Below are 19821 nucleotides of genomic sequence, written 5' to 3' on the forward strand. Positions count from 1 at the left end.
CCCCAAAACCCCCCACCCCCAACAACCAACCCCCACGACAAACCTTCGACAACAACGTCACAACCACGACAACCCCCACACCACAAACAACAAGGCAAACCCCCGCCGCCTCCGGTCCGTGTCAGCACAGCCGAAGCCCGCCCCCGGCGGCTTCGGCCGGGGGCGGGCAAGGGGTCGGGATCAGTTGGCTATCTCCACCGTGGTGCGGTGGGTGGCGGGGTCGTCGAGCCGCTGCACCAGGCAGTGCGCCAGGTCCGCGCGGGAGACCGACCAGGCGCCGCGCAGGCGCCCTCCGACCTTGGTGCGGTACGTGCCGGTCGCCGGGCCCGCGGTCAGCCGAGCGGCGCGGACCAGCGTCCACGCAAGCTCGGTCTCCTGGGTCACCATGCGCTCCATCATCGCCATGTCGCGGTAGGGGCGGCGCAGCAGCGGGTGCAGGACGCAGGAGATCAGGGCCCGTTGCACGGGCTCGGCGCGCCAGGGGGCCGGGTTCATGCTGGTGGTGGAGGTGACCAGGAGGCGGGCCGCTCCGGTGGCGCGCATACCGGCGAGGATGTGTGCCGTGCCGGCCGAGTAGACCGTGGTGGCGGCCCGGCTGTAGCCGATGCCGAGCGCGGAGATCACCGCGTCGGCGCCCTTGACCGCGCGTGCCACGGCCTCCGCATCCAGTACGTCGCCCTCGACGATGCGCACGCCCCGCACGTCGGCGAGGGCCTGCGCGGAACGGGTGAAGGCGGTGACCTCGTGGCCGGCGGCGGTGGCCCGTGCGAGCGTATGGCGTCCCGTTCCCCCGGTCGCGCCGAAGACGACGACCCTCATCGCGGGCCGCCGGCCCCGGACCTGCGGGGGATGTGGTCGGCCCGGGGCGGTGGCGGCATCAGTTGGACACCTCCACCCGGCTGCCGTAGACCGCGGAGTCCTCCAGGTGGTGGACGAAGTAGTGGGCGATGTTGGCGCGGGAGGCGCTGGCGGCCTTCTTGAGGTGGCTGTCGACGGCCACCTTGTAATCCGGGGTGGCGGGGCCGTCGTTGAGCATCGGCACGCGCACGATCGTCCAGCTCGTGTCGCTCTCCTCCAACTCGTCCTCCATCCGCGAGAGGTCGAGGTGAATGTTGCGGTAGATGCGGTCGACGACGAACTCGGAGACCACGCGCTGCATGAAGGGCAGATGCTTGGTCTCCAGTCCCGCGGAGGACATGGTCAGCACCCGCTGAACACCGCCCTCCTTCGCGGCGGCCAGGATGTTGCGCATCCCCTCCGAGAAGACGGTGGTGGTGGAGCGGTCCGGCACACCCAGGGTGACCACGACCGCGTCCTTTCCGGCCAACGGCGCGCTCAGTGTGTCTGGTTGGAGGACGTCAGCGCGCACCTTCTCCAGCTTCTCGTGTTCGATGTCGAGCTTCGACGGGTCACGGAGCACGGCGGTGACCGAGTGCTTGTTCTCCAGGGCCTGCGAAACGACCAGTCGGCCGGTACGGCCGCCCGCGCCCACGACAGCGATTTCCATGGCTTTCCTCCTTGGCTACGCGGGCGGGGGCGCGCTGCCCCCGCCCGCCGTATCGGCTTGACCTGACATGGGGAGAGGCGGGCGGCACGGTGGTCCGGCCCCGTGCCCGCGGGGCCGGAGGGGAGGTCGCGGCGCCGTCGTACTGCCGGAGGGCGCTGCCCGAAAGTGCGTCCGCCTGTCCGGAGCGCCGCTGTACTTGTCCTCACCTCCTTGTGCCATACGGGTAGTTCATCCTTCCGCGGGCGCGGTACGCAGCCCCGCACCCGCCTCCGCGTGGGCGAGTACGGCGGCGCAGTCCCACGGCCCCAGGCCCGCCTCCGAGGCGTCCTCGAGCACGGTGCGGGTGGCGTCGCACACGGGGGTGGCAACCCCCAGGTCCCGCGCCTGCCGGGTGGCCAGACGCAGGTCCTTGCGCATCAGGTCGAGCCGGAACTGCGGCGCCGTGTAGTCGTCACGGCGCATCACCCCCGCCTTGTAGCGCATCACCGGTGAGCTGAAGCCGCTGGCGCTGATCATCTCCAGCGCGAGGTCCCGCTCGATGCCGGAGCGCTGGGCGAGGACCACCGATTCGGCCAGCACCTGCATCTCCACGCCCATCAGGACGTTGAGCATGACCTTGGCCGTGGCCCCCAGACCGTTGCCGCCGAGGTGGCGTACCTCCTTGGCCAGCGGGTCGAGCACCGGGGCCAGCCGGTCGAACCCTTCGCGGTCGCCGCCCACCATGAAGCGCAGCTCACCGTCCCGGGCGTGCTGTCCGTTGCCGATGATGCAGGCGTCCAGCATCGTCCGGCCCCCGGCGCCCACCCGGCCGGCGGCCGACCGGGCGAACTCGGGAGAGACCGTACTGGTGTCCATGACGACGCCGTCCGGCGCGAGTCCCGCCATGACCCCGTCCGGGGCGAACAGCTGCTCCTCCACGGGAGCTTCACCGGCGAGGCTGAGCAGCACCACGTCCGCCTGCCGCGCCACCGCCGCCGCGGAGTCGGCCACTACCGCGCCGCGCTTCGCGAAGGGTTCGGCGCGGGCGGCGGTGCGGTTGTGCACCACGATCCGGTGGCCCTGGTCGAGCAGTCGGGAGGCCATGCCGCCGCCCATGACGCCGAGGCCGATGACACCGATACGGGGCGCCGGTGGCCGCTCGGGGCCGCCGGACGGGCCCGCGCCTTCCCGGGGATCGCCGTAGTGCCGCCGACCGGAGGTTTCTGCCATGGGAACGACCCGCTTCCTGAAGGAGGAGGACTGACCGCGCCGGATCTCGGGGCGCGGTGGAACGTACGGCGCAGCAGGACGGGACCGGTGCCCGTACTCCCGCGCCACACGCACCGGCTCCTCGGACACAGCGTAGCGGGTGAGCGCTCACATTGCACCGTCTCCGCACCCCGCCACCGCTACGGGGTCATCCCCCCGAACCCTTCCCGCGGGCTCCCGCTCCCTCCGGCGAACCTTCGCCGGGGCCTCCCGGAGCCTCACCCCCGCCCTGTCCGCCGGGCCCGCCCGGGCCACCCGGACCGCCGGCACCACCCTTGCCGCCCGGCGCGCCCATAGGTGCGCGCATCGGCCGCTCGGGCAGTACGACCGCGGCCACCATGCCCAGCAGCAGCACGCAGGCCGCGATCAGATAGACCGTCTGCAACGAGTTGGCGAGCGCGGTGGCCACACCGTCCCGTACCGGACCGGGCAGCGCGCGGATGTCGTCCGGAGAGGTCAGTACGCCCTCCGCCCCGGTCCCCCGCAGGGCGTCGGCGGGCACCTCGAGCGGAAGCCAGTGCCGCAGCCGGGAGTTGAGCACCGAGCCGAGGATCGTCACGCCCATGGCGCCGCCGAGCGAACGGAAGAGGTTGGCCGCAGCCGTGGCGACGCCCAGCTGGCGCATCTCGACGGAGTTCTGCACCGCCACGATCAGCACCTGCATGACACAGCCGAAGCCCAGGCCGAAGACCGACAGATAGGCGCCCGCCAGCAGCGCGGAGGAACCCGCATCCAGCGTGGACATCAAGAAGAGCCCGGCGGACATCACCAGCATGCCGATGACCGGAAAGATCTTGTAGTGGCCGGTGGCGGAGACGATCTTCCCGGAGATGGTCAGGGTCACCACGGCGGCGATCATCATCGGCACCAGCACCAGGCCCGAGCGGGTGGCGCTCATGCCGTTCGCCACCTGGAGGAAGAGCGGCGTGTAGACGGTGGCGACGAAGACGCCGACGGAGGACAGGAAGAGTCCCGCCGTGGCGGCCAGCACCACCGGGTCCTTGAACAGCGCCAGCGGCACCACCGGCTCGGACGCCCGGCGCTCCTGCATCACGAAAGCGGCCAGCAGGACGACGGCGCCCACCGCCAGGCTGAGGATCTGCCAGGACCCCCAGGCGTACATGTCCCCCGCCCATACCGAGACCAGCAGCACGGAGACGATCGCCGCGCTGAGCAACGCGGCGCCCAGGTAGTCCAGTTCGTGCTTCATCTGACGCACCGGCAGGTGTAGCACCGAGGAGACCACGGCGAGCGCGACCAGGCCCAGCGGGAGGTTGATGTAGAAGATCCACCCCCAGGAGAGCTGGTCGACGAAGGCGCCGCCCGCCAGCGGTCCGACGACACCGGCGATCACGAAGGTGGACTGCGCGAACCCCTGCCAGCGACCGCGCTCACGCGGTGGCACCATCTCGGCGATGAGTGCCATGGCGAGCGCCATCAGGCCTCCGGCGCCCAGTCCCTGGAGAGCCCGGAAAGTGATCAACTGACCGATGTTTCCCGCCAGTCCGCAGAGTGCCGAACCGGCCAGGAAGATCACGATGGCGGTCTGGAACATCCGCTTGCGGCCGTAGAGGTCGCCGAGCTTCCCCCAGAGCGGGGTGGCCGCGGTGGCGGCGAGCAGGTACGCGGTGACCACCCAGGCGAGCTGGCTGACCCCGCCCAGGTCACCGGCGATCGTCGGCAGTGCGGTGGCCACGATGGTCTGATCGAGGGCCGCCAGGAACATGGTCACTACCAGCGCGCAGAAGATCGCCAGGAACTTCTTGCGCGGGATCTCCGGCGTCGGCGGAGCGGCGTACGGGACGCTCATCAGCTCTCCCTAGATCGTGGACTTCCCCGGTCCGCCCTACGGCGCGGCACCCCCGTCGGCGAACCCCTTGCCGCGCCCGCCGCAGGGCGGCTGGCCGTGGCCGCGAAGCTCGCCGGCGGGGGCGGCCAGCGGTCGGCCGCGTCGCGTCGGCCTTGCCCGGGACGCGCATTCGTATAGACTGTACAAACAAAATTAGCCGTCACGAACAGGGCGGTCAAGGCCGCCCGGATTGGGCAGCGGCCACATGAGTCAGCTCCAGGGCAAGATCGCGATCGTCACCGGATCGACCGCGGGGATGGGCGCCGCCACAGCCGAGGCGCTCGCTGCGGCCGGGGCGCTGGTGGTGGTCTCCGGCAGGCGCGAGGAACACGGCTCGGCCGTGGTCGCGCGCATCCGGGACAAGGGCGGTGAGGCCGAGTTCCTCGCCGCCGACATCACCCGGGAGGCGGACGTCGCCCGTCTGGTCTCGCGGACCGTCGAGCGGCACGGACGGCTCGACATCGCCTTCAACAACGCGGGCGGCGGCGGGGCGTTCGGCCCGCTGGACAAGGTGGACGCGGACGAGTTCGGCGCCGTGCTGGAGGTCAACCTCACGGGTACCTTCCTCTCGCTGAAGCACGAGATCGCCGCCATGCGCGCCACCGGTGGCGGCAGCATCATCAACAACGCCTCCACCGCCGGGGTCCAGGGCTCGGCGTTCGGCACCGCCGCCTACACCGCCGCCAAGCACGGCGTGGTGGGCCTCACCCGCGCCGCCGCCCTGGAGGCAGGACCGGCCGGCATCCGGGTCAACGCACTGATCACCGGCCCGGTGGACACCGAGGAGTTCCGGCAGCGGGTCGGGGCCTATCCCGGGGCCGTCGAACGCGCCGGGGCGGGCACCGCGCTGGGCCGGATCTGCACCGAGGACGAGGTGGCCCACGCGGTGGTCTTCCTGGCCGGGGACGGTGCGAGCTTCGTGACCGGCTCCCTCCTCGGACTCGACGGCGGCATGACCGCCGGGGTCCCGCAGGGAAGGCAGTCGCGGCCCGCGGCGTAGCCGCGCCGCCACACGGCCCGGCACCCGCCAGGAGCGCACGCCGGGCGGGGGCCGGGCTTCGCGCTGCCCGCTTCTCGTTTTCCCGGCTTCTCGATTTTCCGGCTTCCCGCTTCCAGCCCCGGCTTCCCGGCCCGCCCCTGTTTCCCGCATTTCCGTACGGCCGCTCCTCCGGCGGACTCCGGATATGACGTCGGGGCCACGCCTTTCCTATTGCCAGCACCGAGGGCTTACCCTAGCGTGGAAGTATGCTCGTAAAATCCACCCAGAGCGCGGATGAGTTTCTCTCCGTAGCCGGCGAATGGGTAGCATCCGATCCCGTCGACAACTCCATCGTCCTCACTATGCTGGCCGGGTTGAAATACCGCCCGCAAGGCGCACCAACAATCACCTGGAGCTACGTGATGGAGCAGGAGGGGGGCGGCGAACACATCATCGGGGCCGCTGCCTTCTCCGCTCCGTACCTCGTCATTCTCACCGATATGCCGGCCGAAGCCGCGGCCGCGCTGGCGGCCGAGTTGCAGGCCGGCCCAGACCCTCTTCCCGGGGTGCTCGGGCCGGACGGAGCAGCGGCCGGCTTCGCCCGGCAGTGGTCCCGGACCACCGGGCGGGAGGCCGTCGAAGGGCGCCGTGAACGCGTCCTGCGGCTGGACGCCGACACCCGGGTGCCGCACTTCACGGCCGCCTCCGGGCACTCGCGGCCCGCCGTCGCCGACGAACTGGAACTGATCACCGACTGGTACCTGGAAGCGGTCCGGGGATCGCAGCTGACCAGGGTGGACGCGCAGCGTACAGCGCAGCAGCAGATCGCCGCAGGCAGGCTGTGGATGTGGGACGACGGCGGCCCGGTGGCCGTCCTCGGCCGCACCGCGGCGGTGCACGGCGTCGCCCGCTACGGCCCGCTGTACGTGCTGCCCGAGCATCGCGGCAGCGGCGTCGCGCGGGCGCTGTTCAGCGGGATGCTGCGCGAGCGGGCCGGGTACGGGGCGCCGATCGGCGCCGCCTTCACCGACGCGGAGAACCACGCCATCCGGTCGCTCATCCTCTCCCTCGGCTTCCGGGCGACCACGACCATGGCGGAGTACCGATTCAGCTGAACGACACACGCTCGCGAACCGCTCCGGAACTCACCTGCCGGGCCGGGATTCCCGCGCACCGCCACTTCGCGGCCGCACCGGAATCCCGGCCCGCAGCGCATTTGCGGCTTCCCGAAACCCCGTCGGGCAACTCATCGCCGGAATCATATACCGCACTGTTCCGTCGAATTCATAAAACGGCATGCGCATTCCGCCCGGGAGGTGTGCGGCCCGAGCGGAATGAGAACAGAAGGTCAGCGCGAAACAGCCGGGTCCGGGTCCGGTATCGCCTCGATGAGGGAGAATGCGGTGCCGGTGGGAATAACGCTGCTGAGGCAGTATCCGGCGCGCTGGAAGAGGTCCGCGAACTGCTCACGCGTCCGCACCGAGCCGCTCATGGTGAGGAGCATGACGAGGTCGAAGTTCTTGACGAACCGGGGCACGTCCTCGTCGTGGACCATCTCCGCAGCCACGAAGCGCGCTCCCGGTGACGCCTCGCGGCAGCGGCGCAGCAGCCGCACCAGGGCCTCGTCCGGCCAGGAGTGCATCACCTGCTTGGTGACGTAGGCGTCCATCCCGGTCGGGACGGCGGCGAAGAAGTCGCCCGCGGCGAAGCCGAAGCGTCCCGCCTCCGCGAGCTTGGCCACATCGGGCTGGGTCCTGGCCTGCTCGACGACGGGCGGCAGGTCCGCCAGTACGCCCCGGCCGATGGCGGTGTGCCGGTGCAGGATCGAGGCGAGGAAGTGGCCCTGGCCGCCGCCGAGGTCGCAGACGGAGCGGAGCCCGGCGAACTCGGGGTAGGCGTCGATCAGCGCTTCGGAGAGGGCCTCGGTGAAGTCGGTCATCGCCCGGTTGAACATCGACGCGTCGGCGGGGTTGCGCTGGAGCCATGGCCACAGTGCGGTGCCGTGCACCTTCTCGAAGCCGGGCTTCCCGGTGGTGAGGCTGTGGTCGAGGGCGCTCCACGAGGACCAGAGCCATGGGGCGCCCACCATCTGCGCCATCGCGTTCATGGAGCCGGGGACCCCGGCCCGCAGCAGCTCGGAGAGGTCGGTGTTGGCGAAGGTGCCCGGCTCCACCTCCTCGAAGACGCCGTCCTCGGTCAGCAGCGAGAGCACCTTGGTCAGCGCTCCGGCGTCCACGTCGGCTCTGCGGGCCAGCTCGCCGGCGCTCAGCGGGCCGTCGCTGAGCAGTTCGGCGACGCGGTACTCGGCGGCGAGCGCGAGGCAGCGGGGGGTGGTGGGGAACATCAGCTCGGACAGGGCGACCGCCCGTGCCGAGGCGGACAGGGTCTGCGGTGCGGTCATGAGGGCGAAGCCTCCCTGGTAGGGCGGGCGGGACGCGGAGCGGACTCCGCGTCCCCGCCCTGGTGTGCGGTGGACGGCGCGCGGTCGGGCACGCGCGGGGGGCCGATGGCCTTGGCGGTCTTGCGGTCTTGCGGTCTTGCGGTCTTGCGGGCCGCGGCCCGCGTGGCGGCCTGCGGTCTCAGCCGAGGAGGGCGAAGGCGAAGCCGCCGCCCGGGCTGGCCATGAACTTGTTGCTGACCGGGATCTCGCCGCCCGCGCTGACGCCGCTCGCCGGGCGGGGCAGCTCGATCCGCGCCGGGACCGGCACGATCTCCACGCCGTCCTGGGCCAGCTGCCCGTAGTTGTTCCAGCCCCAGCCGCGGACCGAGCCGTCGGCGAGCAGCGCCAGCGCGTGGCCGCCGTTGCCCGGTGCCGCGTCGGTACCGCCTCCGTTGGCCGCCACCGCCCGGACACCGGAGAGCCCCTGGACCGGGGCGGGGGTAGCCCGGTCGACGGTGGTGCCGTCGCCCAGCTGGCCGCCGTCGTTGAGTCCCCACGCGGAGACGGTCCCGTCCGCCAGCAGCGCCACCGTGTGGTGGTAGCCGCCGACCAGCTGGGTGATAATGCCCAGGCCGGGGACCGGCTGCGGCGCGTAGCGGTCGGCGCTGCCGCCGTCGCCGAGCTGGCCGCGGTCGTTGAAGCCCCAGACCGAGGCGGTGCCGTCCGCGTGCACGGCCATGCTGTGCCCGCCGCCCGCGGTCAGCCCTACGACCGGGGCGAGGTCCTCGACCCGGGCGGGGCGCGGCCGGCAGTCGAAGGAGGCGGTCATGTAGCTGCGGACGATCCGGCCCTCACGGGTGGAGTCCGGGCCGTCGCCGAGCTGGCCGTGGTCGTCCCGGCCCCAGGACCAGACCGAACCGTCGGCCTTCAGCGCCAGGTTGTGGGCGCCGCCGACCGCGAGCTCCACGACGTCCTCCAGGCCGTCGACCCGCACCGGCACCGGCTGCACGCCGAAGTTGGCCTCGCCGAGGGCGCAGAAGAAGCCCGCGCCCCACGCCCACACGGTGCCGTCCTCCAGCAGCGCCGCCGAGTGGCCGCCGCCCGCGCCGGCCGAGCGGACCCGGCCGGGGAGGCCGACCGTGCGGGCGGGGGTGAGCTGGTTGTCGGTGGAGCCGTCGCCGAGCTGGCCGAAGGCGTTGCGCCCCCAGCCGTAGAGGGAGCCGTCGGCGGTCACGGCCAGCGCATGGCCGCTTCCCGCCGTCACCTTGACGACCTCCTCGAGTCCCTTGACCTCCTGCGGGAGGGCACGGCTGGTGGAAGTGCCGTCGCCGAGCTGGCCGTTGGTGCTGTCGCCCCAGCTGTGCAGTGTGCTTGCCATCGTGTTCTCCTCATCGTCCGTACGAGCCGCTGTCACGGTGGGTGCCGGTGGGCGCGGTGGTGGTCCGCGGCGGGCTCACGCCCAGAACTCGTCGACGGCGTACTGGTCGTCGGGGTAGGTCCAGAACTCCGCGATCAGGCCGTTCTCCATGCGGGCGACGTTGATGAAGGGCATCCCCAGCTTCTTGCCGTCGCGCTCGTAGCGGGTGTAGACGGTGGCGAAGGCCATGGTGTCGCTGGCGCCGATCTCCTGGATCTCCATCTGGATGCGGCCCTGGCACAGCTCGAACATCCGCCCGGCGAAGGCGAGCGCCGACTCGAGGCCCTCGTGCGAGCCGGAGAGTTCGCTCTTGCCGGGGTAGTGGTGGACGCAGTCCTTGGTCCAGTGCCCGGCTGCCTTCTGTACGTCGCCTACGGTGAACGCCGCGTAGACCTCTTCCATGACGCGGGCGTTGGGGTGGTCGACAACCTTCATGATTCCTCCTGGTGAGGTGTGGGCGGGGGCTGTGCGGGGCTGCGGGGCCCTGGGATGCGGGTGCCGCGGCGCGCTCAGGCGGCGGCGCGCCGTACGACCTCCGCGAACGCGGCCCGCTCGGGGGCGGGGAAGGGCGCCGGGCCGGTGGCGGCGGCGCGCTTGACGCGGAGCTGGATGTCCTCGTCCTGGTAGAGGCCCGCCGGGTTGTCGAGCGACATCATGGTGCGCACCAGGCGGCGCCAGACGACCGGATCGGTGGCCGCCGCCTCGGCGACCGTGCCGAAGGTGAGGACGCCGGGCGGCAGCGGCGGCAGGGTCTCCCCGGCCAGCGTCGCCCGCCACAGGCGGGCTCGCCCGGCGTCGTTGCGCACCGCGTCCTGGAACCAGGGGCTGAAGGTGCGCTCCGCCAGCTCGCCCGCGGCACGTGCCTGCCCGGTGTCCACGCGCGGCCGGTCGCGGATCAGGTCCGCCAGGCCCAGCACGTGGGCGAGGGCCAGCGAGACGCCGCGCCCGTAGGCCGGGTTGGTGGTGCACACGGCGTCGGCGACCGGGAAGAAGCCGAGCACGGGCTCGTCGTCCGGTGCGGCCAGCCGCAGCGAGTTGTCCAGACCGCCCATGGCGTAGACGTCGGAGAGAGGCTCGGAGGCGTCCGGGGCGAGCCAGGGCGCGAGCAGCGGGGTGGCGCGGATCGCGGCGGTGAAGGCGTCGTTGCCGCGCAGCGCCTTCATCTCGGTGTCCTCGGGGAGCACACCGAGCGAGATGGTGAAGGTGTCGTTGTCGCCGAGGAAGAGGACCGCGGTGTAGTGGTCCCACAGTCCGCCGGCGCCGAAGCCGCGGTTGAGCGGCCCGGCCGGACGGGGGCTGAGCGCGCGGTAGTAGCGCGTGTAGTAGGTGATGTCGGCGCTCTCACTGACCTGTGCGGGCAGGTCGATGCCCAGTTCGCGCAGCCACTGCGCCGCCTGGGAGCGCCTGCCCGAGGCGTCGATGACCAGGTCCGCGCTCAGCGTACGGCCCGCCTGGGTGGTCACGCCGGTGATGCGGCGGGGGTCGTCGGCGGCGGTGACCAGGCCGCGCACGGTCTCGCCCCGGTGGAGGGCGACGCCGGGGCGGCGCAGCGCCTCCTGGCGGAGGATCAGCTCGAAGGTGGAGCGGCGAGCGCCGAGCATCCGCAGTTCGGCGTCGTCCGGGTGCGGGGTGCGGTCGGTGAGGGTGGGCGGCATCGTGCGGCCCAGTTCGATCTCCCGCGCCCCGGCGGCCACCAGCGCGGCGTAGACGCCGGGGAGGCGCTCGCGCAGCAGGTTGGTGCCGAGCGAGCCGAAGGCGTGCGACTGGTGGAGCTGCGGCACGGTGGGCCGCTGCCAGCTGTCGTGCGCGCGCTCGACGGTGTCCGGCGGCTCCTGGCCGTCCCGCTCCAGGAGCTGTACCTCGTGGCCGAGTTCCGCGAAGGCGAGCGCGGCGACGAGGCCGGCGACGCTGCCGCCGATGATCACTGTCTGGGGCATGACCTCACCTGGTTTCCGTGACGGTTGCGGAGGTGGACGGACGGGGCCGGGAGGTGTCGCGCGGCGCGGGGTCCCGCACGGCGGCGTCCCGCGCGGTCTCGGCCCTGATCCGGAAGCGGAGGGACTTCGCCTGGCTGAAGCACTCGCGCAGGGGGCGCACCAGGGTGCGGTGGTCCTCGGTGCGCTCCCAGGCCTCGAAGTCGGCGAGCGACTCCCATTCGCTGGTGATGAGCCACTGCTCGGGGTCGGCGGAGGACTGGCACACCTGGTCGCGCAGGTGTCCGGGGACGCCGTCCGCGACCAGGTGGCGGATCTGTTCGTAGGCGCGCAGGAAGTCCTCCCTGCGCTCGTCGCGCACGGTGATGAGGAAGACCACCCGGGCGCGGTCCCCGGCAGTTGCGGTCACGGTGCCGGTGTCGGTGTCGGTCTGGGTCTCCATGGGCGTCTGCTCCCTTCTGACGTCGGTGGTGCCCGGCGGCCCGCCCGTCGCGGGCCGCTCTGGAGGAGCGCCGGCCGGCCCGGGTCAGGCCGGCCGGCGCAGCGCGAGCGCGCTGTTGTAGCCGTCGAAGCCCCGTGCGCCGATCAGCGCCGAGTTCACCTCGCCGGCCCGCTCCTCCCGTACGAAGGCCAGGTCGCAGCCCTCGGCCGGTTCTTGGGGCCCTGCCGACGCAGGCAGCAGGCCGTGTTCCATCGCCAGCAGCGCGGTGGCCGCGTCGATGGCGCTGCCGCCCTGGTAGAGCCGTCCCATCAGGGGTTTGTGGGTGGTGACCGCTGCCGGTCCGGCCGGGCCGAAGACCTCGCGCAGGGCCTGCGCCTCGGTGCGGTCGTAGGCGGGGACGCCGAGCGCGTCCGGGAAGGTCACGCCGACCTCCTGGGGCGCGAGCCCGGCGCGGTGCAGCGCGGTGGACAGGGCGCGGGCGTAGTGCCGGACAGAGCCGGCGCCGCGCCGCGTCGTCGGCTCGCCGTCGTGGGTGGACGCCCAGCCGGCGATCTCGGCCCGGATGGTCGCGCCGCGGGCGAGCGCGTGCTCGCGGTCCTCGACGACGAAGACGGCGCCTCCCTCGCCGGGCACGAATCCGTCCGCCCGCCGGTCGAAGGGCAGGTAGGCGGCGGCCGGGTCCGCGGCGGTGGAGAGCCGCCCGCTGCGCTGCTGGCAGGCCAGCGCGTACGGGCTCAGCGGTGCCTCGGTGCCTCCGGCGAGGACGACCTTGGCGCCGCGGGCCACCAGCCGGGCGGCGTGCGCCAGGCTGTCCAGCCCGCCCGCGCTCTCGGAGACCAGCACGCTGGAGGGCCCCTTGGCCTGGTGGCGGATCGCGAGCTGGCCGACGGTGGCGGCGTAGAACCAGGCGATCGACTGGTACGCGCCCACCGTGCTGGGGCTGTCCGGGTGCCACAGCCGCTGGAGTTCGCGCTGGCCGAACTGGTTGCCGCCGGAGGAGCTGGCCAGCGCCACCGACAGGTCGTAGGGGTCGACGGTGGCCGGGTCCAGGCGGGCGTCGGCGAGGGCGAAGTCGGCGGCGGCGTAGGCCAGCCAGGTCCAGCGGTCGGTCTGCACCTCCAGTCGCCGCTCGACGTGGTCGGAGACGTCGAAGTCGCAGACCTCACCGGCCAGCGTGGTCGGGTAGGGGGCAGGGTCGAAGAGGGTGATCCGCTGGATGCGGTTCTCCCCGCCGCGTACGGTCTTCCAGTGCGCCTCGGCGCCGGTTCCGCTGGGTGCCACCACGCCGAGACCGGTGATGACGGCGCGGTGCCCGGCCGTCATCGGGCCTCCTCCGGCCTGGCGAAGAGCATGGCGGACTGGAAGCCGCCGAAGCCGCTGCCCACCGAGAGGGCCGCGTCGACCCTGACCTCGCGGGCCGTGTTGGGGGTGTAGTCCAGGTCGCACTCGGGGTCGCGGTTCTGCCAGTTGGCGGTGGGCGGGACCACCGCGCGGTCGATGGCCAGGGCGCAGGCGGCCATCTCGATGGCGCCGATGGCGCCGAGGGAGTGGCCGACCATGGACTTGATGGAACTGATCGGCACGTCGTACGCGGCCTGGCCGAGCGAGCGTTTGAAGGCGCCGGTCTCGTGGCGGTCGTTCTGCCGGGTGCCGGAACCGTGGGCGCTGATGTAGTGGATGTCCTCCGGGTTCATCCGGGCCTGGTCGAGGGCGCGGGTGATGGCCTCGGACATCTCCAGGCCGTCGGGGCGCAGTCCGGTCATGTGGAAGGCGTTGCCGCGGTTGGCGTAGCCGACCAGTTCGCAGTAGATGTGCGCGCCGCGTCTGCGGGCGTGGCTCAGCTCCTCCAGGACGAGCACGGCGCACCCCTCGCCCAGCACGAAGCCGTGCCGGTCCCGGTCGAAGGGCCGGGAGGCGTGCTCGGGGTCGTCGTTGTCGGGTGTGGTGGCCTTGATGGCGTCGAAGGAGGCGACGGTGACCGGGGAGACGGGCGAGTCCGAGGCTCCGGTGATCATGACGTCGGCCTCGCCGTCGGCCAGCAGGTGGTAGGCGTGGCCGATGGCGTCGATGCCGGAGGTGCAGCCGGTGGAGACGACCATCGCCGGGCCGTGCAGGCCGTAGCGGGCGGCCACGTCGCCGGCCAGGCTGGAGGGCACCAGGCCCTGGTAGAGGAAGGGGCCGGTGACGTCCGGGTCGACCAGCCAGCGCCGCCCGGAGTCGCTGGCCACCGCGAACTCGGTCTCCAGCGCGATGGTGCCGCCCACCGCGCTGCCCAGTACCACTCCGGTGGTCTCCAGGGTCGTCTCGCGCTCGAGCGTGAGGCCGCTGTCGGCCAGCGCCTCACGGGAGGCGGCGAGGGCGAACTGCACGTAGCGGTCCCCGCGCCGCCGCTCCAGCAGGGTCAGCCCCGCGGCCTCCGCGTCGAAGTCGCATTCGGCGGCGATCTGCGACCGGAAGGCGGACGGGTCGAAGGCGGTGATCCGCCGGGTGGCCGTCTTGCCGGAGGTGATGAGGTCCCAGAAGGTGTCCCGGGTGGTGCCGCCGGGGGCGACGACGCCCACGCCCGTCACCACCACCCGGCGGCCCTCGGGCCCGTTGTCCCGCCGGGGGGTAGGGCTCACTTCTCCCCCACCGCCGCGGGCGCGGCCCCGGCGGCGGCCTTGGTGCCGGGGCCGTCCTCGGTGTCCACGTGGCCCATCTCCGGCGAGGGGGCCAGCGGTCCGAGGTGGAAGACGGCGTTCGCCTCGACGCTGCCGGTGTTCCGCAGCCGGTGGCGGACGTTCTTGGGGATGAGCAGCCCCTGCCCGGCGGCCAGGACCAGCGGAGCGCCGTCCAGGTCGACGGTGAGTTCGCCGCTGGTCAGCAGGAGGAACTCCTCGCTGTACGGGTGGTAGTGCTCGGTGATCCGCTCCCCCGGCTGGAGCCGGGCGACGCCCATGAACCCCGAGGTGGACCCGACGGTGGCGGGCGTGAGGACCGCCCGGGTCTCGCCGCCGCGCCGCAGGTTGGCGGGGACGTCGGTGATGCCGATCACGCGGTGCTTCTTCGGCGCCATGGTGGTCACTCCCCTTCGGTAACGCCTGCCGGGGCGCGGCCCGGTCCCGGCGCGGTGCGTGCGAGGGCCTCGACCTTGCGCCGGATGACATCCATCTGCACGGGCGAGTTGGTGTTGAGCCGGTCGGTCATCCCGCGGTCGTCCACCGGGGCCTGCGGCTTCATGGAGAAGTCCTGCACCCAGGTCATGCGGGTGCCGGCCGGGGTCTCCTCGTACCGCCAGAAGATCTGCATGTAGCGGAAGGGGCCGGTCTCGACGCGGTGGGCGTGCACGGTGCGGTCGGCGGCGTTGACGGTGCGGTCGCTGATCCAGGACCAGACGCGGCCCTGTTCGTCGGGGTGCATCGTGAGGCGGAACCGTACGGTCTCGCCGCGGCGGTCGAGGATCTCGGTGGCGGCGTACTCGGTGAACAGGTCCGGCCAGCCCGCCACGTCGTTGGTGACGTCCCAGACCAGTTCCAGCGGCGCGTCGATGACGACGCTGTTCTCGGTGTGGCCGGCCATCTCAGCTCACCGTCCCGGCGGACGCCGCGCGGCGCATGTGGTCGACGATCTCGCCGATGCTCATCCGCACCGCGCCCTCGGGCACCTCCAGGCCGTACCGGTCCGCGAGGACGGCCTCCAGCTCCAGTACGGCCAGCGAGTCCACGCCCAGGTCCTCCAGGGCCGCGCCGGGGCTGCCTCGCAGGAGGTCCGGGGAGGCGCCCGCGCTGGTGACCAGGATGTCCTCGATCTCCTCAGCGGTGACGGGTGTGCGGACGGGGTGGTCCTGAGTGCTGCTCATGCGTTCTCTGCCTCTCGTCTCTGCGTGCGTGGCGCGGGGGTGCGTGGCGCGGGGGTGCGTGCGGGTGCCGGCGCGTGGTGCGGCGGGACGGCGGGCCGGGTACGCGCTCACTCGGCTGCGTCGCCGAGGAGCCGCCCGACCAGGTCGGTGGAGTGGCGGCCCTTGCGGAACTCGCCGTCAGCGAGGACCTGTCGCAGGAAGGGCACGGTGGTGGTCACGCCGGGGCCCGCGATGTCGAACTCGCCCAGCGCGCGTTCCATCCGGGCGACGGCCTGGTCGCGGTCGGGTGCCCAGGTGATGACCTTGGCCAGCAGGGAGTCGTAGTGCGGCCCGACCACGTATCCCGGGTAGCCGTGGCTGTCGACGCGGACGAAGGGGCCGCCCGGCGGGGTGAAGCGGTCCAGCCGCCCAGGGGCCGGGCCGAAGTCGCGGGCCGGGTTCTCCGTGTTGACCCGGCACTCGATGGCGCAGCCGTTCAGCCGGACGTCCTCCTGGCGCAGCCCCAGGGGCTGCCCGGCGGCCAGCCGCAGCTGCTGCTCGACCAGGTCCAGTCCGGTGACCATCTCGGTCACCGGGTGTTCCACCTGGATGCGGTTGTTGATCTCCATGAAGTAGTAGCGCTCGTCCTCGCCGAGCAGGAACTCCGCCGTCCCGGCGCCGGTGTAGCCGCAGGAGAGCGCGCCCGCGACGGCCTGCTCGCACATCGCGTCCAGGACCGCCCGGCTCACCCGGGGCGCGGGCGCCTCCTCGACCAGCTTCTGGTGGCGGCGCTGCACCGAGCAGTCACGGGTGCCCAGGTGCACTCCGGAGCCGTGGCTGTCGCACAGGAACTGCACCTCCACGTGGCGCGAGCGCTCCAGGTACCGCTCCAGGTAGACCCGTTCGTCGGCGAAGACCGCGCGGGCGGCGGCCCGGGTCCCGGTGAACGCGGCGGGCAGGTCCTCGGGCCGTTCGACGATCGTCATGCCGCGCCCGCCGCCGCCGGCCACCGCCTTGATGATGGCCGGGTAGCCGGTCTCCTCGCAGATCTCGCGGGCCTCGGCGAGGTGCCGCACGGCCTGCACGGAGCCGGGCAGCAGCGGCAGGCCGGCCTCCTTCATCAGGGCCCGCGCGGTGGCCTTGTCGCCCAGCTGGGCGAGGACCTTGGGCGGCGGGCCGATGAAGACGAGTCCGCTCGCCGCGCAGATCTCGGCGAAGTCCGGGTCCTCGGAGAGGAAACCGTATCCGGGGTGCACCGCGTCGCAGCCGGTGCGCAGCGCGGCCTCGGCGATGGCCGCGGCGTTGAGGTAGCTGCGCTTGGCGGCGGGCGGGCCGATGCAGACCGCCTCGTCGGCGAACCGCACCACGGCCGAGTCCTGGTCGGCGGTCGAGTAGACGGCCACCGTACGGACGCCGGCCTCGCGGCAGGTGCGGGCGATCCGCAGCGCGATCTCGCCCCGGTTGGCGATCAGTACCTTCTCGAACACGGCCACAGCTCCTCGGTGCGTCGGGTCTTCGTCGGCGGCGCGGGCAGACAGGCAGGCGTGCAGGCGTGCAGGCGTGCAGGCGGACGGTTGCGCGGGAACGGAGGGGACGGGAGGTACGGGGGCGGCGGCGCCGGATCAGTCCGCGGGCTCCAGGAGCATCAGCGGCTGCCCGAACTCCACGGGCTCGCCGTCCTTCACGCACACTTCCACGACGCGGCCCGCGACCTCCGCCGCCAGCGGGTTCATCAGCTTCATGGCTTCGACGATCGCCACGGTCTGGCCCTCCTCGATGAGGTCGCCGATGTCCGTGAAGGGCGGCGCGCCGGGCTCCGGCGACCGGTAGAAGGTGCCGACCATCGGGGAGGTCACCTGGATCGCGGCGGCCTGCGGGGCGGTCTCGGCGGCGGGTGCCGCCTCCTGCCCGGACGCGGTGCGCGACGCCGCCGCCGGGGCGGGGCCCGCGCTCTCGCCGGGCGCCGGGAGGGCCGCCCACTCCGCCTCGACCGAGAGGTCGCCCGTGGTCAGCTTGATGCGGTGCAGCTGTCCCGGCAGCCGGCCGGCCAGCTCCTCCGTACGCCGGCACAGCTCGGTGACCTGGTCCCGCTCGCGCTCCTGCGGCTGCTCGTGCCGGCGTGTCCCGGCTGCTCTCTGACTCATCGTCACTTCATCCCTGAGACGGTCGGAAGGGCCGACGGCGCCTCGGTGCCGAACGCCCGGAATCGGTTGCGGCGCGCCTCGACGAGGTCCTCGGTGTCGCTGGAAGACACCTCCGCGAGCGCCTCGTTCAGCGCGCGGCGCAGGCGGTCGGCGGCCTCGGCCGGAGAGCGGTGCGCTCCGCCCGGCGGTTCGGGCACCACGCCGTCCACGACCTCCAGCGCCAGCAGGTCGGCGGCGGTGATGCGCAGCGCCGCGGCAGCCGCGGGGGCCGAGGCCGCGGTGCCCCACAGGATCGCCGAGCAGCCCTCGGGGCTGATCACCGAGTAGGTGCTGTGCTCCAGCATCAGGACCCGGTCCGCGACGGCCAGGGCCAGCGCGCCCCCGCTGCCGCCCTCTCCGGTGAGCACGGTCACCACCGGGGTGCGCAGGCCGGTCATCTCCAGGATCGCCGCGGAGACGGCCAGGGCCTGGCCGTTCTCCTCGGCCGCCACGCCCGGGTGGGCGCCGGGGGTGTCCACCAGGGTGATCACCGGCAGCCGCAGCTTGGCCGCCAGCCGCATCAGCCGGACGGCCTTGCGGTAGCCCTCCGGCCCGGGCATCCCGAAGTCGCGGTCCAGCAGTTCGCGGGTGGTGTGCCCCTTCTGGTGGCCCAGCACCATGACGGGGCGGCCCGCCAGCGTCGCGACGCCGCCGACGACGGACGGCGAGTCCCCGCCGGTGCGGTCGCCGTGCAGTTCGAGGAAGGAGTCGAAGGTGCGGCCCAGGTAGTCCAGGGCTGTGGGACGGCCGGTGTCGCGGGCCCGCTTGACGGTCTCCCAGGTGTCCCCCGCCGGGAGCGTGTCCGGATCGCGGACCACGGCCGGACGCGAGGCTTCGGCGGCGCCGGCGTCAGCGGCAGCGGCGTCCGTGCCGCCGGGCTCCTCGGCGCCGGCCGCCCGCTTCCCCGGTGCGGCCGAGGCGGCGGCGAGCAGTCCGCCCAGCACGCCGCGCAGCGCGCCCCGGTCCTCGCACCGGTCGACCATGCCGCGCGCGAAGAGGAACTCGGCGGTCTGGAAGCCGGGCGGGAGTTCCTCGCGGATCGTCTGCGCGACCACGCGCGGACCGGCGAAGCCCAGCCGCGCACCCGCCTCGGCGATGATCACGTCGGTGCAGGTGGCGTACGAGGCCGCCACCCCTCCGTAGGTGGGGTCCGTGACGAGGCTGACGGTGAGCAGGCCGGCCTCGTTCATCCGGCCCAGCACCGTGCTGGTCTTGGCCATCTGCATCAGGGACAGCACGCCCTCCTGCATCCGCGCGCCGCCCGAGGCGGTCACGATCAGCAGCGGGAGGCGCTGCGCCAGAGCGGCCTCGGCGGTGCGGGTGACCAGTTCCCCCACGGCCGTGCCCAGGCTGCCCCCCATGAAGCGGAAGTCCATGACGGCGAGGGCCAGCCGGTGGCCCTCCAGCTCGCCGGTGCCGCAGACGACGGCTTCCGCGAGTCCGCTGGTACGGCGTGCCCGGGCCAGCCGTTCCGGGTAGGGCTCGGTGTCGGTGAAGCCGAGGCGGTCGACGCTGCGCACCGATCCGGGCAGTTCCTCGAAGGTGCCCGCGTCGAGCAGCTGGCCGAGGCGCTCGGGCGCGGTGAGCGCGTGGTGCGTACCGCACTCGGGGCACACCCCGAGGCTGCGGCCCAGCCGCTTGCCGTAGACCAGGACGGCGCAGCCGCGGCAGCGTACCCACTCGCTCTGTTCGGTGCCTCTGGCCGGTGCGGTGCTCATCGCCGCTCACCTCCTGCGGCCGTCCCGCCCTCCCAGCTGTAGAAGCAGCGGGCGACGGCGTCCCGGGGTGAGCGCCAGGTTTCCAGGTACGGCGAGATGTACGGGGTGAGGCGCTCGCTGACCCTGGCGAACTCGGGGTGGGCGCGGGCCTCCTCGACCGCGGCCGGGCCCGGGTCGCCGGTCTCCAGCAGGTGCACGTAGGCATCGCCGAGGAGGTAGAGGGACCGGTGGGTGACCCCGGCGACGCGGGGCAGTTCGGTCCGGTCGGACTCGGCGAAGATCCGTGCGACCTCGTCCTCGGAGCCGGGCAGCATCCGGGCGATGATCAGTGAGCGGTGCATGGGAAC

20 protein-coding genes are annotated in these 19821 nt (G+C 72.9%); 2 read left to right on the forward strand and 18 right to left on the reverse strand.

Features of this window, described 5'->3' with window-relative positions; all coding sequences use genetic code 11:
- Nucleotides 1-180: 180 nt before the first annotated feature.
- From H299_RS0122845 to H299_RS35725, 4 genes are all read right to left on the reverse strand, one after another.
- Nucleotides 181-819, reverse strand: coding sequence for an NAD(P)H-binding protein (locus tag H299_RS0122845; RefSeq protein WP_027750299.1), 639 nt, complete (start codon nt 817-819; stop codon nt 181-183).
- Between the two features lie 58 nt (nt 820-877).
- Entirely contained in the window at nt 878-1507 is a 630-nt protein-coding gene (locus H299_RS0122850; RefSeq protein WP_027750300.1) for an NAD(P)H-binding protein, read from the reverse strand.
- A 228-nt stretch (nt 1508-1735) separates the two neighbouring features.
- Complete coding sequence (locus tag H299_RS35720; RefSeq protein ID WP_078512963.1) at nt 1736-2716, reverse strand: NAD(P)-dependent oxidoreductase; 981 nt, start codon at nt 2714-2716, stop codon at nt 1736-1738.
- Nucleotides 2717-2903: 187 nt separating this feature from the next.
- Nucleotides 2904-4565: an MDR family MFS transporter gene (locus tag H299_RS35725; protein WP_078512964.1), complete on the reverse strand. Its 1662-nt coding sequence runs from the start codon at nt 4563-4565 to the stop codon at nt 2904-2906.
- A 244-nt stretch (nt 4566-4809) separates the two neighbouring features.
- Here H299_RS35725 and H299_RS0122865 point away from each other — a divergent pair, with 244 nt between their 5' ends.
- Together H299_RS0122865 and H299_RS0122870 are read left to right on the forward strand one after the other, a co-directional pair.
- A complete protein-coding gene (locus H299_RS0122865) occupies nt 4810-5604 on the forward strand; it encodes an SDR family oxidoreductase (RefSeq protein WP_027750301.1) in 795 nt (264 codons plus the stop codon).
- Nucleotides 5605-5849: 245 nt separating this feature from the next.
- A complete protein-coding gene (locus H299_RS0122870) occupies nt 5850-6698 on the forward strand; it encodes a GNAT family N-acetyltransferase (RefSeq protein WP_027750302.1) in 849 nt (282 codons plus the stop codon).
- A 233-nt stretch (nt 6699-6931) separates the two neighbouring features.
- Here H299_RS0122870 and H299_RS0122875 read toward each other — a convergent pair whose 3' ends face one another.
- The 14 genes from H299_RS0122875 to H299_RS0122940 all read right to left on the reverse strand — a co-directional run bounded on the left by H299_RS0122875 (nt 6932) and on the right by H299_RS0122940 (nt 19815).
- Nucleotides 6932-7984, reverse strand: coding sequence for a methyltransferase (locus H299_RS0122875; protein WP_027750303.1), 1053 nt, complete (start codon nt 7982-7984; stop codon nt 6932-6934).
- A gap of 178 nt (nt 7985-8162) precedes the next feature.
- Nucleotides 8163-9341, reverse strand: coding sequence for an RCC1 domain-containing protein (locus tag H299_RS0122880; RefSeq protein WP_027750304.1), 1179 nt, complete (start codon nt 9339-9341; stop codon nt 8163-8165).
- A 75-nt stretch (nt 9342-9416) separates the two neighbouring features.
- The gene (locus tag H299_RS0122885) at nt 9417-9815 is read right to left on the reverse strand and encodes a nuclear transport factor 2 family protein (RefSeq protein WP_027750305.1); all 399 of its coding nucleotides are present in this window, start codon (nt 9813-9815) and stop codon (nt 9417-9419) included.
- 74 nt (nt 9816-9889) lie between these two features.
- On the reverse strand, nt 9890-11317 hold the full coding sequence (locus tag H299_RS0122890) for a tryptophan 7-halogenase (RefSeq protein WP_027750306.1): 1428 nt from the start codon (nt 11315-11317) through the stop codon (nt 9890-9892).
- A 4-nt stretch (nt 11318-11321) separates the two neighbouring features.
- Nucleotides 11322-11756: an antibiotic biosynthesis monooxygenase family protein gene (locus H299_RS0122895; protein ID WP_051262746.1), complete on the reverse strand. Its 435-nt coding sequence runs from the start codon at nt 11754-11756 to the stop codon at nt 11322-11324.
- Between the two features lie 84 nt (nt 11757-11840).
- A complete protein-coding gene (locus tag H299_RS0122900) occupies nt 11841-13079 on the reverse strand; it encodes a beta-ketoacyl synthase N-terminal-like domain-containing protein (RefSeq protein ID WP_027750308.1) in 1239 nt (412 codons plus the stop codon).
- Nucleotides 13076-14377: a beta-ketoacyl-[acyl-carrier-protein] synthase family protein gene (locus H299_RS0122905; protein ID WP_051262747.1), complete on the reverse strand. Its 1302-nt coding sequence runs from the start codon at nt 14375-14377 to the stop codon at nt 13076-13078. The genes H299_RS0122900 and H299_RS0122905 overlap by 4 nt, the downstream gene beginning before the upstream one ends.
- Complete coding sequence (locus tag H299_RS35730; RefSeq protein WP_037760200.1) at nt 14374-14811, reverse strand: cupin domain-containing protein; 438 nt, start codon at nt 14809-14811, stop codon at nt 14374-14376. The genes H299_RS0122905 and H299_RS35730 overlap by 4 nt, the downstream gene beginning before the upstream one ends.
- Before the next feature lie 5 nt (nt 14812-14816).
- On the reverse strand, nt 14817-15314 hold the full coding sequence (locus H299_RS0122915; protein WP_027750310.1) for an SRPBCC family protein: 498 nt from the start codon (nt 15312-15314) through the stop codon (nt 14817-14819).
- A 1-nt stretch (nt 15315) separates the two neighbouring features.
- On the reverse strand, nt 15316-15594 hold the full coding sequence (locus tag H299_RS35735) for a phosphopantetheine-binding protein (RefSeq protein WP_037760185.1): 279 nt from the start codon (nt 15592-15594) through the stop codon (nt 15316-15318).
- Nucleotides 15595-15701: 107 nt separating this feature from the next.
- Nucleotides 15702-17060: an acetyl-CoA carboxylase biotin carboxylase subunit gene (locus H299_RS0122925; protein WP_027750311.1), complete on the reverse strand. Its 1359-nt coding sequence runs from the start codon at nt 17058-17060 to the stop codon at nt 15702-15704.
- Nucleotides 17061-17195: 135 nt separating this feature from the next.
- Nucleotides 17196-17717 carry an acetyl-CoA carboxylase biotin carboxyl carrier protein gene (accB, locus tag H299_RS0122930; RefSeq protein WP_051262748.1) on the reverse strand — a complete coding sequence of 174 codons (522 nt, stop codon included), beginning with the start codon at nt 17715-17717 and terminating at the stop codon, nt 17196-17198.
- A 2-nt stretch (nt 17718-17719) separates the two neighbouring features.
- Entirely contained in the window at nt 17720-19474 is a 1755-nt protein-coding gene (locus tag H299_RS0122935; protein ID WP_027750313.1) for an acetyl-CoA carboxylase carboxyltransferase subunit alpha, read from the reverse strand.
- Entirely contained in the window at nt 19471-19815 is a 345-nt protein-coding gene (locus H299_RS0122940; protein WP_027750314.1) for a TcmI family type II polyketide cyclase, read from the reverse strand. The genes H299_RS0122935 and H299_RS0122940 overlap by 4 nt, the downstream gene beginning before the upstream one ends.
- Nucleotides 19816-19821: the final 6 nt, after the last annotated feature.

This window comes from Streptomyces sp. CNH287 (genome assembly GCF_000424825.1).